This window comes from Photobacterium atrarenae (assembly GCF_024380015.1).
GTDB lineage: Bacteria > Pseudomonadota > Gammaproteobacteria > Enterobacterales > Vibrionaceae > Photobacterium > Photobacterium atrarenae.
Genome location: NZ_CP101508.1, coordinates 58,232 through 72,097, shown reverse-complemented (window position 1 = coordinate 72,097; position 13,866 = coordinate 58,232). Strand labels below are relative to the sequence as shown.

Sequence of the window (13,866 nt, the reverse complement as noted above, 5' to 3'; positions counted from 1 at the left end):
ACGTGTCATCACAGCTGGCCGGGCGAAGCAAAGGGCGCCTGGCGGCGCCCCGGCACTGATCAGCCAGCTGGTGTATCCATCACGGATGTCGACTCAGCCTTGGCCAGTACAGCAAGATCTTTATCAATAAAGAACAAAGCCTTACCATCCTCGCCGACCAGCTCAATCTTATCCAGGATACCTTTAAACAGTTTTTCTTCTTCGTGCTGTTCTGCAACATACCACTGCAAGAAGTTAAACGTTGAGTAGTCTTGGGTGGTAAACGCGACATGAGCCAGTGTGTTGATCTTCTGAGTGATAAACTGCTCATGTTCATATGTTTCGCGGAATACATCCCCAAGCGATGCAAACTCATGCTTCGGTGCTTCAATCGCACCCAGGATCGGCATCGAGCCGGTCTCGCTCACATAGGTGAATAAACGTTGCATATGCTCCATTTCTTCCACCGCATGGGCCCGCAAAAACTCAGCCGCCCCTTCGAACCCCTTGTCTTCACACCACGCGCTCATCTGCAGGTACAGGTTCGAAGAAAAGAACTCCAAGTTGATTTGCTCGTTTAGTTTTTCAACCATCGCCTGAGCTAGCATCGCACTACTCCTATCTATTCTAGTGTATACCAATCCCGTGGATTGGTAAGAAATCCCCGGTAAGCCATTGTCACAATGCAACATTGAGAATGCAACTCAAAGCAATCCTTTTCAGCGCGCGCCATATTTACGCTGCCGTCAGGATGCGATCAGACCGATATTTTTTGCCGCGGTTCGATGCTAGCATGATCCCAAACATATGACATGGAGTGCAATGAATGGCCTATCAACACATTATGGTGGCAGTCGATCTGTCTGACGACAGCTTTACCCTGGTGACAAAAGCAGCCGAACTGGCGAAAGCGCTGGATGCCAAGCTCTCGCTGATCCATATTGATGTGAACTATGCCGAACTCTACACCGGCCTGATTGATATAAACCTGGCCGAAGCCCAGCATCGGATGGCGGAAGATGCCCAGAAGCAACTGCAAGCGCTGGCTCAAAAAGCCAACTACCCGGTGTCCCATACCCTGGTCGGCAGCGGCGATCTCAGTGAAGAAATTTGCCTTGCTATCAACGATATTGATGTCGAACTGGTTGTGTGTGGCCACCACCAGGACTTCTGGAGCAAAGTGCTCTCTTCAGCCAAGCAGCTGATCAACCGCACCCCGGTCGATTTGCTGATGGTACCGCTGAAATAGCCCACGTACCAGCTGCATATGCGAAGCGATCCCCTGGGGTCGCTTTTTTACGCCTCGCCACCCGGTCGGCACCCCCTCACCCGCACCATCACATCCCCCAACCGAACGACTTCAAGCAATTCAGATTTGTGATATTTCAGTGCCGAAGGATCAGGTACACTGACGGCATCATGTTCTGAAACCAAATTGAATTGTTGTTATGGGATACTTATCTGCCGTCACCCTGCTATGGGCGTTTTCATTCAGCCTGATCGGGGTTTATCTGGCCGGACAGGTCGATGCCTGGTTCTCGGTCCTGACCCGGGTCAGCTTGGCTGCCCTGGTTTTCCTGCCGTTTCTGCGCAAACAGCACCTGCACCTGAGACTAGCGCTCAAACTGATGTTCGTCGGCGCCTGCCAGCTCGGGCTGATGTACTGTTTCTACTACCAGTCTTTCCTCTACCTCAGCGTACCGGAAGTCCTGCTGTTTACCATTTTCACCCCGATCTACGTCACCCTGATTTACGATCTGCTGCGCAAGCAGTTCTCAGCCTGGTACCTGCTGACGGCGGCCATTGCCGTGCTGGGAGCGGCGGTGATCAAATTCGAGGGAATTAACGAAGACTTCATCCTCGGCTTTTTCATCGTTCAGGGTGCCAACCTGTGCTTTGCCATTGGCCAGGTCGGCTACAAGCGGATCATGGAGCAGGAGCAGACCGATCTGCCGCAGCATACCGTGTTCGGCCTGTTCTACCTCGGCGCTATCTGTGTCGCGCTGCCGATGTTCCTGTTGTTCGGCAACACCGACAAACTGCCGACCACCGACACCCAGTGGGGCATTCTGCTCTACCTCGGTATCGTTGCCTCCGGCCTCGGCTACTTTATCTGGAACAAAGGGGCGACCCTGGTCAACGCCGGTGCCCTGGCGATTATGAACAATGCCCTGGTTCCGGCAGGCCTGATTGTCAATATCCTGATCTGGAACCGCGATGTTGACTATCCGCGCCTCGTCATCGGCGGGGTGATCATCATCGCCTCGCTGTGGCTCAACGAAACCTGGGTCAAACGCAAAGTGGCGATGGCGCGAGCCTAAATTGCCCACCCGCTCATAACGACAAAGGCGAGTTTCAGACTCGCCTTTTTGCTGCGCGGTTTGTCACAAGCCGAATCAGATGAACGCAAACGCGTCGGCAAACATCCGTTCGCGCTCGGCACCTTTCTCTGCCGTAAATTGCTCGCGCGCGGCACCGGCCATCTCAAACCGGCCACAGAGGTAAATATCGTACGCCTGCAGGCTGACAAAATCATCACTGACCGCTTCAAGCACATTACCCACCTTGCCCTGCCAGTCTTCAGGCGCCGTTTCCACCACCGGCACATAGGTCAGGTTACTGTGCTTGGCTGCCAGCGCTTCCAGCTCCTCATGGGCATAGAGCTGGCATTCATCCCGACCGCCCCAGTAAACAAAAATCGGCTGGGTGACGCCGCGGCTCAGGCAGTTATCCAGAATACTGCGCACGTAGGAGAACCCGGTCCCGCCGGCAATCATCAGCAGCGGCTTGTCACTGTCTTCCCGAACCCAGGCTTCGCCATGCGGCGCTTCCACGGTAAACGGACGGCCCGCCGCCATCGCCGCTTGCATCGCTTCGACCACTTCCATCGCAAACGGGTTGTGGTCTGCCGCACCAATGTGCAGCTCAATCTCGCCTTCCCGGCACGGGCTACTGGCAATCGAGAACGGGCGCTTGTCTTTCTCTCCCATCACCGCCAGCAGATACTGGCCGGCTTTATAATCCAGCTTTTCTTCAGGCTGCAGCAGAATACGATAGGTATTACACGCAAGCGGTTCAACTGACTTTACTTCGCATTGTATTGACATTGTTTTCCTCTAGTCTAACTGGAGTACCAAGTCGCTCCTGGCCATCGCCTGGCAGGCAAAGATCCATCCTTCGGCTTGCTCATTCTCAGTAAGCATAGGTTCAAGCTGGTATCTTATCTCGCCAGAGCGTTTACGGCACAGGCACATGGCACAAGCCCCGACCTGACACCGATTGGGAAACGCGACGCCTGCGTTGAGCGCTGCCTGCAAGACCGTCTCCTGCCCATCGGCAGGAAACGTAATGTTGTGCGGCAACAGGCGTACTTGGTGCATATCGGTCACTCATCTAACCCGGCAGTCACGCCGGTCGTTTCGGTTGATGTCGCTATCGGTTCGTCTTGCTCACGGCTTAGCGCGGGATGCCGAGCGCATCCCAGATCGCATCAACCTTGGCTACGACCTTGGGATCTTTGGCGATCGGTGTGCCCCACTCGCGCTGCACTTCCCCCGGCCATTTATTGGTCGCGTCCAGGCTCATCCGCGAGCCCGGACCCGGCTCGCTCATCTGGGTATCCCGGCTCGGATCCATCCGGGTCGTCACCGCCCAGATCACATCATGCCAGTCCCGGACATTGACATCCTCATCACAGAGGATCAAAAACTTGGTTTCAAGCTGCGCAGCCTCTAGCATCGGCCAGATCCCACCCATCAGCTGGCGGGCATGATCCGCCGCCGTCTTCTTCATGCTGACCATCACCATGCCGCCTGCGGCAGCATCCGGTGGCAGATAGCAATCCACGACCTCAGGAAATTGCGCCCGGATCGTGCCGGCAATCGCCTCGCCGTCAACCGTTGGGTTCGCGGTCGGCTCAGGCGTGTCAGCGACCGGGGTGGTCGCAGTTTCCGCGTCCCATTTGCGGGTCGCATCCAGACCCATCTTCGAGCCCAGCCCCACCACGGGGGAAGCAAAATCAAGCGAGTCGATCGGCGTGCTGTCGATCATCAGGGTATCACGCACCGGCTCCATCCGGGTGGTCATCGCCTGGACCACGCTGTTCCAATCCCGCGCATCAACATCTTCGTCGCAGACAATCACGAACTTGGTGTACATGAACTGGCGCAGGAACGACCACACACCCATCATCACCCGCTTGGCATGACCCGGATACTGTTTTTTCATCGTAACCACGGCCATCCGGTACGAGCAGCCTTCCGGCGGCAGATAGAAATCCACGATCTCCGGGAATTGCTTACTCAGGATCGGTACAAAAACCTCATTGAGTGCGACCCCGAGCACCGCCGGCTCATCCGGCGGACGACCGGTATACGTACTGTGGTAGATCGGATCCTTACGCATCGTGATATGAGTAATGGTAAACACATGGTGGCGCTCGACTTCATTGTAGTAGCCGGTGTGATCGCCATACGGCCCTTCGTCAGCAAACTCCTCGGGATCGATATACCCCTCCAGCACGATTTCCGCGCTGGCCGGGACTTCCAGATCATTGCTGATACTTTTGACCACCTCGGTTTTGCTGCCGCGCAGCAAGCCGGCAAAGGCATACTCAGACAAGGTATCAGGCACCGGGGTTACCGCGCCGAGAATGGTCGCCGGATCGGCGCCAAAAGCGACCGAGACCGGAAACGGCTGACCCGGGTGGGTTTCCATCCAGTCACGCAGATCCAGCGCACCGCCCCGGTGGGCCAGCCAGCGCATGATCACCTTGTTTTTCCCCAGCTTCTGCTGGCGGTAAATGCCCAGATTCTGGCGCTTCTTGTTCGGGCCACGGGTCACCGTCAGCCCCCAGGTCAGTAGCGGCGCCACATCACCGGGCCAGCAACTCATCACCGGGATTTTATCCAGATCGACGTCATCGCCTTGCCAGACAATCTCCTGGCACGGTGCCTTGCGCAGCCGTTTGGCCGGCATGTTCAGTACCTGCCGGAACAGCGGCAGCTTATCAATCGCATCGCGAAAGCCGCGTGGCGGCTCCGGCTCTTTCAGATACGCCAGCAATTTGCCGACCTCACGCAATTCGAGCACATCCTCGCGCCCCATGCCGAGCGCAACCCGCTTCGGGGTTCCGAACAGGTTCGCCAGCACCGGCATGCCGTAGCCGACCGGGTTCTCAAACAGCAGGGCCGGGCCACCGGCCCGCAGGGTGCGGTCACAGATTTCGGTCATCTCCTGATCCGGGTCCACCGGATGAGTGATCCGGATCAGCTCGCCGGTCTGCTCCAGCTCGTTGATAAAATCTCGCAGATCCTTGAATTTCATAGGCTCGTGATTCTCGTTTTCCCCAACGCGCCAAACCCCGGCACGCTGTCATCACGAGCCGGGATCTGCAATGAATTGGGCGCCATTATAACGAGTTGTTAACCTGAGCACACTGGGAAAATCAGTTCAAGGCGTCAGGGTTCGAGGGCCAAGGCTGCTTGTAAGTGCTTTTGCCGCAACGGGTTCCGGCTATCCGCGGCCAGTTGAGTCAGCCACTGGCTATAGCCGTGACGGGCCAGCTCCGACGCCACCAGACGGCCGTCATCGACCTCATCCAGTTTCTGGGCCAGGAAAGCGCGGGCCTCCGCCGGTAAAGGCTTGAGCGTGATCAGCGCTTTATAAGCCTGGGGTTTCAGGGAAGGGTTCATCGTCGCTGCCATCAATTGCTCGACAGCCGCCGGCGCCGGGGCTTTGGCTGCCAGCCGGTTAAGCTCCGCCTGGCTGTAGCGGTCGGTACGGCGACGCCAGAGCAGATGATACATCGCCGGATCGCCGGAAGCAGCAGCCAGGTTGGCAATCACCCCGTTATCCGGCAGCCACATCAGCTGGCTGTCAGAAGCAAACTGGGCCACCAGATCAGCGATCGCCTGGGCGGAGAGTTGCGGCAGGTAGTGCAGAAAGAGATCACGGCGGGTTTGCTGGGTATGGAGATCCCCGGCCAGCCAGCGCGACAGCACCAACTCACCGGCTTCGGCCTGTGCCACCATGTCCTGACCCAACAGGGTTTCCTGCCATTGGCGAACCAGGCTGCGCGCCTGGGTTGGATAGTGAAAAGCAGACTGGGTGATCTGATAACCGTCGCCCTGCTCCACCACGGTAAAGGCCTGCTTGCGATCAGACTGCGCCTGGAGCCAGTCCGCCTTGGCCTGATCCAGCGCGCCGTGCGCCAACGCATGTGCGACCAGCTGGGCCCGAACCGCCTCCTGCTGCAACAACGGCAACTGCGACAGGTTAAATTCCAGCGCCCGGAAGTCACTACGATTGTACAATTTGGTCAGGGCCATGACCCGATCCTGAACCCGGGCCGATGTCGTCACCTGGTCCAGTTGCTGTTGTGATACTTCCTGCGCGGCAACCGCCGGGTGCAAACTGCCTGCGAACAACAGCAACATGAGGCTCCATGTTTGTCGCATCATCACCACCTCCTTATGGTGAATAGAGAATGTCTGTCCCGCGTCCGGCCAACCGCCATCCTGGCAGCGCTCCGGGCATTCCTTGCGGGCGCTTGCAGTATACCGTACCTGCATGACAGGAAGATGACATCACCGGAGAAATACCCTGGCTGCCTCTTCGCCCATACTGACCGACTGCTGTGTCCGATTATGCGACAAGCGCCGGCAATAAAAAACGCCACACGAGGTGGCGTTTAAATAAACTGTGAGTCAGCCGACGAAATTATGACTTCTGGCGGCGCATCGCATCGAAGAACTCATCGTTGGTCTTGGTCATCGACAGCTTGTCGATCAAAAATTCCATGCTGTCGGTTTCACTCATCGGGTGAACAATCTTGCGCAGGATCCACATTTTCTGCAGCTCGTCCGCTTTCGCCAGCAGCTCTTCACGACGGGTGCCGGAGCGGTTGAAGTCAATGGCCGGGAAGACGCGTTTTTCCGCAATCTTACGTGATAGGTGCAGTTCCATGTTACCGGTACCCTTGAACTCTTCGTAGATCACTTCATCCATCTTCGAGCCGGTATCGACCAGCGCGGTGGCAATAATGGTCAGGCTACCGCCTTCTTCGACATTACGGGCCGCACCGAAGAAACGCTTCGGGCGATGCAGGGCGTTGGCATCCACACCACCGGTCAGGACTTTACCGGAAGACGGCACCACGGTGTTGTAGGCACGGGCCAGACGGGTGATCGAATCGAGCAGTATCACCACATCTTTCTTATGCTCAACCAGACGCTTAGCTTTTTCGATCACCATCTCCGCAACCTGAACGTGACGGGAGGCCGGCTCATCGAAGGTCGACGCCACCACTTCCCCTTTCACCAGACGTTGCATTTCGGTCACTTCTTCCGGGCGCTCGTCAATCAGCAACACCATCAGCTCACATTCCGGGTGGTTGTAAGCAATGCTCTGCGCAATGTTTTGCAGCAGCATAGTTTTACCGGCTTTCGGCGGTGCCACGATCAGACCACGCTGACCTTTACCGATTGGCGAGGCCAGATCCAGCACACGGGCGGTAATATCTTCGGTCGAGCCGTTGCCGCGCTCCATCCGCATCCGATCATTGGCATGCAGCGGCGTCAGGTTTTCAAACAGGATCTTGTTTCGCGCGTTATCCGGCTTGTCGTGGTTAACTTCGTTCACCTTCAGCAACGCAAAGTAACGCTCACCGTCTTTCGGCGGGCGAATTTTGCCGGAAATGGTATCACCGGTACGAAGGTTGAAACGGCGGATTTGGCTAGGAGAAACGTAGATGTCGTCTGGACCGGCGAGATAAGAACTGTCTGCTGAGCGGAGGAAGCCGAAGCCGTCTTGAAGGATTTCCAGAACACCATCGCCAAAAATGTCCTCACCACTTTTTGCATGCTGCTTGAGAATCGAGAAGATGATGTCTTGTTTTCTCAAACGCGCCAGGTTCTCGAGTCCTAAGCTTTCGCCAAGCGCAACCAACTTGGAAATAGGTTGGTTTTTCAGTTCTGTCAGATTCATAGTGGTGGGTTTCTTGTCAGTCAAAATGGGGTTCTATGTTAGTTGAGATAGTGTCGACCAATGGGGCTGGTCAAGGAATGAACGATTATACGATTAACGTGCAATAAGTTAGCACTAAACACGCTGTCCGTCTAGCATAGTCGGAAGTCAAACCATGCACAACGAGAAATTGTGCATGGTTTGCTGAAAGCCACTTACAGGTTCGCGTCCAGGAACTCTTTCAGCTGGCTTTTTGACAGGGCGCCTACTTTTGTCGCGGCCACACCGCCGTCTTTGAACAACAGCAGGGTCGGAATACCACGGATACCAAACTTCGGCGGCGTGCCGGCGTTTTGGTCGATATTCAGTTTACCGATCGTCAGCTTACCTTCGTACTCATCCGCAATTTCGTCAAGAATCGGGGCAATCATTTTACAAGGCCCGCACCATTCAGCCCAAAAATCGACTAAAACAGGGCCCGCAGCATTAATTACATCGCTTTCAAAACTTGCGTCTGTCAGCTGCACAATCTTGTCGCTCATCTTCCACTCCAATGGTTGATTTTGTTGGCTGATTTGATTTTAACCAGCAAATCGATGCTCTATTTGAATGGAATCCGTTTCGTAATGCAACCCTAAGCTGATATTCTATACGAATGAAGACGACTCATATCACAGAGCAGAAATTTGCCGACCTGGGATTACACCCCCTGGTTTTACAAGGACTGGAAACCAAAGGATTCCATCATTGTACGCCGATCCAGGCGCTGGCATTGCCGGTAGTGCTCACCGGCCGAGACATTGCTGGTCAGGCGCAGACAGGGACCGGAAAGACCCTGGCCTTCCTGACAGCGACTTTTAACCAATTGCTATTGAACCCGGCACCGGAGGAACGTAAACAAAACCACCCCCGTGCCATCATTATGGCACCTACACGCGAGCTGGCCATTCAGATTTTCAATGATGCCAAACCGTTGCTGGACAGCACCGGCCTCAAAGCCGGCCTGGCCTATGGTGGTGAAGCCTATGAGAAGCAGCAGAAGACCCTGGAAGACGGCGTCGATATTCTGATCGGCACCTGCGGTCGGATCATCGACTTTTATAAGCAGCGCGTGATTGACCTGCGCTCAATCCAGGTCGTGGTGCTGGACGAAGCCGACCGGATGTTCGATCTGGGCTTTATCAAAGATATCCGCTTCCTGTTCCGCCGTATGCCGGCGCCGAAAGCACGGATGAACATGCTGTTCTCTGCCACCCTGTCCTACCGGGTGAAAGAGCTGGCGTTTGAACACATGAACAACCCGGAAAGCGTCATTGTTGAGCCGGAGCAAAAAACCGGCCACCGGATCAAAGAAGAGCTGTTCTACCCATCGAACAAAGAAAAGATGCGCCTGCTGCAAACCCTGATCGAGGAAGAGTGGCCGGATCGCGCGATTGTTTTTGCCAATACCAAGCACCGCTGTGAAGATATCTGGGCCCACCTGGCCGCCGATCAACACCGTGTTGGCCTGCTGACCGGCGACGTGCCGCAGAAAAAACGCGTGCGGATCCTGGAGCAGTTTACCCAGGGCGAAGTGGATATCCTGGTGGCAACCGATGTTGCAGCCCGTGGCCTGCATATTCCGCAGGTGACCCACGTCTTTAACTACGATCTGCCTGACGATGCCGAGGACTACGTCCACCGGATCGGCCGGACCGGTCGTGCCGGCGCCAGCGGCCATTCCATCAGCTTCGCCTGTGAGGAATATGCCATCAACCTGCCGGCCATCGAGCAATATATTGAACATGCGATCCCACTGTCCAAATATGACAGTGAAGCGCTGCTAACCGATTTGCCGGCGCCTGTCAGCGTGCCACGTGCACCACGCCAGGGTGGCAACCGCCGCGGCTCCTCGCAGCGCAAAGGTCAGGGCCAGGGTCAGTCGCGTCAGCGCAATCGCCGTCGCTCTCCGCAAAAGCAGCAACAATCATAGACAAGGCTTATGGAAAGAACCGTATCTCCGTTGTATGCCGCCATTGACTTAGGCTCGAACAGCTTCCACATGTGGATTGTGCGGGAAGTGGCCGGTAGCGTGCACACCCTGGCGAAAATCAAGCGCAAAGTGCGCCTGGCAGCCGGACTCAATGATCACTATGAGCTCAGTGATGAAGCCATGCAGCGCGGCTGGGAGTGCCTGAGCCTGTTTGCCGAGCGGCTGCAGGATATTCCGGCGGAGCGAATCCGGATTGTCGGCACCGCCGCCCTGCGCGCCGCCGTCAATGCCGATGTTTTTCTTTCCAGAGCCCAAACGATCCTGGGCCACCCGATCGCCATCATTCCCGGCGAAGAAGAAGCCCGGATCATCTACCAGGGGGTCGCCCACACATCAGGCGGCTGCGGCAAGCGCCTGGTGGTGGATATCGGCGGGGCCAGTACCGAAGTGGTGATCGGCGAAGGACTCGATGCCAGCGCCCTGACCAGCCTGAAAATCGGCTGCGTCACCTGGCTTGAGCGCTACTTCAAAGACCGCTGTCTCAACAGCGAAAACTTTGATGCCGCCATTCAGGCTGCCAAGCTGGCCATCGAGCCGATCATTGAGCAATACCAGACGCTCGGCTGGGAAACCTGCGTCGGCGCCAGCGGTACCGTTCAGGCCTTGCAGGAAATCATGCTGGCCCAGGGGATGGATGAGCTCATCACCCTACCCAAGCTCAAGCGGATGCAACGCCAGGCGATGCAGTATGAGCACCTCGAAGATCTCGATATCGAAGGGCTGACCCTGGAGCGGGCCCTGGTGTTCCCGAGCGGCCTGTCGATTTTGATCGCCATTTTCGAAACCCTGGGCATCGAGTCGATGACCCTGGCCGGTGGCGCGCTGCGAGAAGGCATGGTGTACGAAATGATGAGCCAGATGCGCCATCATGATGTACGGGCCCGAACACTGGACAGCCTGCACGCCCGCTTCCAGCTCGACAGCCAGCATGCCGAGACGGTGACCCAAACGGCGATGTCCCTGCTGGCCAGCTGCGAGCCGCACTGGCAACTGGAGCCGCAAGCCGAGTACCTGCTCCATGCCTGTACCTCGCTGCATGAGATCGGGACTTGTATCGAGTTCAAACAGAGCGGCGAACATGCGGCCTACCTGATCAGCCATCTCGACCTACCCGGCTTCACCCGGGCCCAGAAGCACCTGATCGCCGAGCTGCTGCGCCGTTTCCGCGAGCAACTGAGCAGCCTGCCGGAGCAACACGCGGTGTCGGCCCAGACGGCGACCCGCCTGCTGCGTTTGCTGCGCCTGGCCGTGATCCTGTGTCACCGCCGCGACGACAACAATCAGCCACCAGCGACCCTGGCGGTCAAGGACAACCAACTGACCCTGACCCTTCCGGCTGACTGGCTGGCTGACAACCCGCTCACCCGGGCCGAGCTGCAACAGGAAGCCACCCGCCAAACTGACATGGGTTGGCCCCTGACGCTGATCGAAAGCTAACCGCTCCCAAAACAACAAAGGCCCCACACAAAAAAGCACCCGACCGGGTGCTTTTTTATTGGCTGGTGTTCAGCGCAGGAGTTTCATTCCAGAGCTAACCAGAGCTAAGAGGGCGCGCGACGTTGATAACCATCAATGAGCACGCCCTTCGTCTGCAAAATTATCATTGCTGATTCGGCGCAGGAATTTCACCTCAGAGCAAAGAGGACACGCGGAGTTGATAACTATCAATGAGCATGTCCGATGCAGCAATGAGGTGAAATAACCAGCCCAATCAGTCAATTATCCGGTGATGCCGGAATGACGCAGCAACGCATCAATCTTCGGCTCCCGGCCCCGGAAGCGCTTGAACAGCACCATCGGCTCTTCACTGCCGCCGCGCTCAAGGATGCAGTCGAGAAAATCAGCACCAGTTTGCGGGTTGAAGATCCCTTCTTCCTCAAAGCGGGAATAGGCATCAGAAGACAGCAACTCGGCCCACAGGTAGCTGTAATAGCCCGCGCTGTAACCGCCGGCAAAAATATGGCTGAAGCTGTGCGGGAAACGTCCCCACTCCGGGGTCTGGACTACAGAAACCCTCGATTTCACATAATGCAGGGTTTCCAGCACCCGGGCACCGATTTCCGGATCGTAGTCAGTGTAGAGGCTGAAATCGAACAGGCCGAATTCCAGCTGGCGCAGGATCCCCATGGCCGAGTGGAAGTTCTTGGCTGCCAGCATTTTCTCCAGCATTGCTTTCGGTAGTGGCTCGCCGGTTTCATAGTGGCCAGAGATAAAGGACAATGCCTCTTCTTCCCAGCACCAGTTTTCCAGGAACTGGCTTGGCAACTCGACCGCATCCCATGGCACGCCGTTAATACCGGACACAGCCGGTACGTCAACCCGGGTCAGCATATGGTGAATGCCGTGGCCGGTTTCGTGGAACAACGTCACCACTTCATCGTGGGTAAACAGTGCCGGCTTTCCGCCCACCGGTTTGTTGAAGTTACAGGTCAGGTAGGCGACCGGGGGTTGCAGGCTGCCGTCTGCGCGGGTCCGGCGCACCAGGCACTCATCCATCCAGGCTCCGCCGCGCTTGTTGTCGCGGGCATAGAGATCCAGGTAGAAGCTGCCGCGCAGTTCACCCTTGGCATCGAAGATATCAAAAAACTTCACCGACTCGTGCCAGGTATCGACGCCCTGACGCTCTTTGACGTCCATCCCGAACACCCGCTTGAGGACTTCAAACAGTCCTGCGACCACCTTATGCTCCGGGAAGTACGGACGCAGCTGCTCATCAGAAATGCTGTATCGGTGCTGCTTGAGCTTCTCGGCATAAAAACCCAGATCCCACGGCTCGAGCTCGGTTGCGCCAAATTCAGCGGCAGCATACTCGCGCAGCTCCGCCACTTCCCGCTCGCCCTGAGGCTTGACCCGGGCGGCCAGATCGTTCAGGAAACTCAGCACCTGATCCGGCGTCTCGGCCATTTTAGTCGCCAGAGACTTCTCGCTATAGCAGTTAAAGCCCAGCAGGCGCGCCAGTTCGTGGCTCAATTTCAGCTTCTCGGCAATGATTTCGCTGTTGTCCCATTTGCCGGCATTCGGGCCGCGATCGGAAGCACGGGTGGCAAAGGCTTCATACATTTCCCGGCGCAGCTCGCGGTTTTCACAGTAGGTCATCACCGGCAGGTAAGACGGGATCTCCAGCGTCAGCAGGTATCCGTCGAGATCTTTGTCTTCAGCAGCCGCTTTCGCCGCCAGCAGCGCCGACTCCGGCATCCCGGCCAGCTCAGACACATCCGTCACCAGCTTGGTCCAACCCATGGTGGCATCCAGCACATTATTGCTGAACGTTGACGACAGCTCAGACAAGCGCTTGCTGATCTCACCATAGCGGTGCTGCTCTGCCGCCGGCAGACCAATCCCGGACAGTTCAAACTCTTTCAGCGCATCGGTCACCGACTTCTGCTGGGCCTGGGTCAGCTGGCTGAAACCGGCATCCGCTTTAATCGCTTTATAGGCCTCATACAACCCTTTATGTTGCCCGACCCAGGTGCCGTAATCCGACAGCAACGGCAGGCAGCTTTCGTATGCTTCACGCAGCTGTTCGCTGTTTTTAACGGCGTTCAGATGACTGATCGGTGACCAAATCCGGCTCAGGCGATCATCAGTTTCGGCCAGCGGCGCGCAAATGGTGTCCCAGCTCGGTGCGGCCTCATTGGCCAACACGGCTTCAACCTTGGCACGACAGTCGGCAATCGCCTGCTCAATGGCTGGTTTAACATGTGCCGCTTCGATCTGAGAAAACGGAGGCAGGTCCGTCATGGTGAGTAATGGGTTCGACATGCGCTAATCCTTAATTCGTCTGTTACTGACAAGATGTGTCTTCAAACTTATAAATTCAATCCCTTAAGGGCGGTAATTCCACCTTTATCCTTATAGTCTAACCCGGAATCCGCCCCCTGCCCGGCAAA

General features: G+C 56.6%; 12 protein-coding genes. 4 read left to right on the top strand and 8 right to left on the bottom strand.

What is annotated here, in order from left to right; genetic code table 11:
• Positions 1-59: 59 nt before the first annotated feature.
• The gene (gene ftnA, locus NNL38_RS00340) at positions 60-587 is read right to left on the bottom strand and encodes a non-heme ferritin (RefSeq protein ID WP_255389067.1); all 528 of its coding nucleotides are present in this window, start codon (positions 585-587) and stop codon (positions 60-62) included.
• Positions 588-805: 218 nt separating this feature from the next.
• On the opposite strand from ftnA, the gene NNL38_RS00335 reads away from it, so the two are divergent.
• Positions 806-1,228 carry a universal stress protein gene (locus tag NNL38_RS00335; RefSeq protein ID WP_255389066.1) on the top strand — a complete coding sequence of 141 codons (423 nt, stop codon included), beginning with the start codon at positions 806-808 and terminating at the stop codon, positions 1,226-1,228.
• Positions 1,229-1,427: 199 nt separating this feature from the next.
• Complete coding sequence (locus NNL38_RS00330) at positions 1,428-2,300, top strand: carboxylate/amino acid/amine transporter (RefSeq protein ID WP_255389065.1); 873 nt, start codon at positions 1,428-1,430, stop codon at positions 2,298-2,300.
• A 75-nt stretch (positions 2,301-2,375) separates the two neighbouring features.
• Here the strand turns inward: NNL38_RS00330 and fre are convergent, their stop codons facing one another.
• The 6 genes from fre to trxA all read right to left on the bottom strand — a co-directional run bounded on the left by fre (position 2,376) and on the right by trxA (position 8,486).
• Positions 2,376-3,086 (bottom strand): NAD(P)H-flavin reductase, encoded by a 711-nt coding sequence (gene fre / locus NNL38_RS00325; RefSeq protein ID WP_255389064.1) that lies wholly within the window; start codon positions 3,084-3,086, stop codon positions 2,376-2,378.
• A gap of 9 nt (positions 3,087-3,095) precedes the next feature.
• A complete protein-coding gene (locus NNL38_RS00320; RefSeq protein ID WP_255389063.1) occupies positions 3,096-3,359 on the bottom strand; it encodes a 2Fe-2S iron-sulfur cluster-binding protein in 264 nt (87 codons plus the stop codon).
• Positions 3,360-3,435: 76 nt separating this feature from the next.
• On the bottom strand, positions 3,436-5,304 hold the full coding sequence (gene ubiD / locus NNL38_RS00315; protein ID WP_255389062.1) for a 4-hydroxy-3-polyprenylbenzoate decarboxylase: 1,869 nt from the start codon (positions 5,302-5,304) through the stop codon (positions 3,436-3,438).
• A gap of 134 nt (positions 5,305-5,438) precedes the next feature.
• On the bottom strand, positions 5,439-6,440 hold the full coding sequence (locus tag NNL38_RS00310) for a hypothetical protein (protein ID WP_255389061.1): 1,002 nt from the start codon (positions 6,438-6,440) through the stop codon (positions 5,439-5,441).
• Positions 6,441-6,699: 259 nt separating this feature from the next.
• Complete coding sequence (gene rho, locus NNL38_RS00305) at positions 6,700-7,965, bottom strand: transcription termination factor Rho (RefSeq protein ID WP_255389060.1); 1,266 nt, start codon at positions 7,963-7,965, stop codon at positions 6,700-6,702.
• 194 nt (positions 7,966-8,159) lie between these two features.
• Positions 8,160-8,486 (bottom strand): thioredoxin TrxA, encoded by a 327-nt coding sequence (gene trxA / locus NNL38_RS00300; protein WP_255389059.1) that lies wholly within the window; start codon positions 8,484-8,486, stop codon positions 8,160-8,162.
• Between the two features lie 113 nt (positions 8,487-8,599).
• On the opposite strand from trxA, the gene rhlB reads away from it, so the two are divergent.
• Both rhlB and gppA read left to right on the top strand, forming a co-directional pair.
• Positions 8,600-9,916, top strand: a complete 1,317-nt coding sequence (gene rhlB, locus NNL38_RS00295) for an ATP-dependent RNA helicase RhlB (RefSeq protein WP_255389058.1) — start codon at positions 8,600-8,602, stop codon at positions 9,914-9,916.
• A 9-nt stretch (positions 9,917-9,925) separates the two neighbouring features.
• Positions 9,926-11,413, top strand: a complete 1,488-nt coding sequence (gene gppA / locus NNL38_RS00290) for a guanosine-5'-triphosphate,3'-diphosphate diphosphatase (protein ID WP_255389056.1) — start codon at positions 9,926-9,928, stop codon at positions 11,411-11,413.
• A 282-nt stretch (positions 11,414-11,695) separates the two neighbouring features.
• Here the strand turns inward: gppA and prlC are convergent, their stop codons facing one another.
• Entirely contained in the window at positions 11,696-13,738 is a 2,043-nt protein-coding gene (gene prlC, locus NNL38_RS00285) for an oligopeptidase A (RefSeq protein WP_255389055.1), read from the bottom strand.
• Positions 13,739-13,866: the final 128 nt, after the last annotated feature.

Bases quoted from the DNA above. Each gene is read 5' to 3' on its own strand.
- rhlB (WP_255389058.1), top strand. From the start codon at position 8,600: ATGAAGACGACTCATATCACAGAGCAGAAATTTGCCGACCTGGGATTA.
- NNL38_RS00330 (WP_255389065.1), top strand. From the start codon at position 1,428: ATGGGATACTTATCTGCCGTCACCCTGCTATGGGCGTTTTCATTCAGC.
- fre (WP_255389064.1), bottom strand. From the start codon at position 3,086: ATGTCAATACAATGCGAAGTAAAGTCAGTTGAACCGCTTGCGTGTAAT.
- ftnA (WP_255389067.1), bottom strand. From the start codon at position 587: ATGCTAGCTCAGGCGATGGTTGAAAAACTAAACGAGCAAATCAACTTG.
- NNL38_RS00310 (WP_255389061.1), bottom strand. From the start codon at position 6,440: ATGATGCGACAAACATGGAGCCTCATGTTGCTGTTGTTCGCAGGCAGT.
- gppA (WP_255389056.1), top strand. From the start codon at position 9,926: ATGGAAAGAACCGTATCTCCGTTGTATGCCGCCATTGACTTAGGCTCG.
- NNL38_RS00320 (WP_255389063.1), bottom strand. From the start codon at position 3,359: ATGCACCAAGTACGCCTGTTGCCGCACAACATTACGTTTCCTGCCGAT.
- rho (WP_255389060.1), bottom strand. From the start codon at position 7,965: ATGAATCTGACAGAACTGAAAAACCAACCTATTTCCAAGTTGGTTGCG.
- ubiD (WP_255389062.1), bottom strand. From the start codon at position 5,304: ATGAAATTCAAGGATCTGCGAGATTTTATCAACGAGCTGGAGCAGACC.
- prlC (WP_255389055.1), bottom strand. From the start codon at position 13,738: ATGTCGAACCCATTACTCACCATGACGGACCTGCCTCCGTTTTCTCAG.
- NNL38_RS00335 (WP_255389066.1), top strand. From the start codon at position 806: ATGGCCTATCAACACATTATGGTGGCAGTCGATCTGTCTGACGACAGC.
- trxA (WP_255389059.1), bottom strand. From the start codon at position 8,486: ATGAGCGACAAGATTGTGCAGCTGACAGACGCAAGTTTTGAAAGCGAT.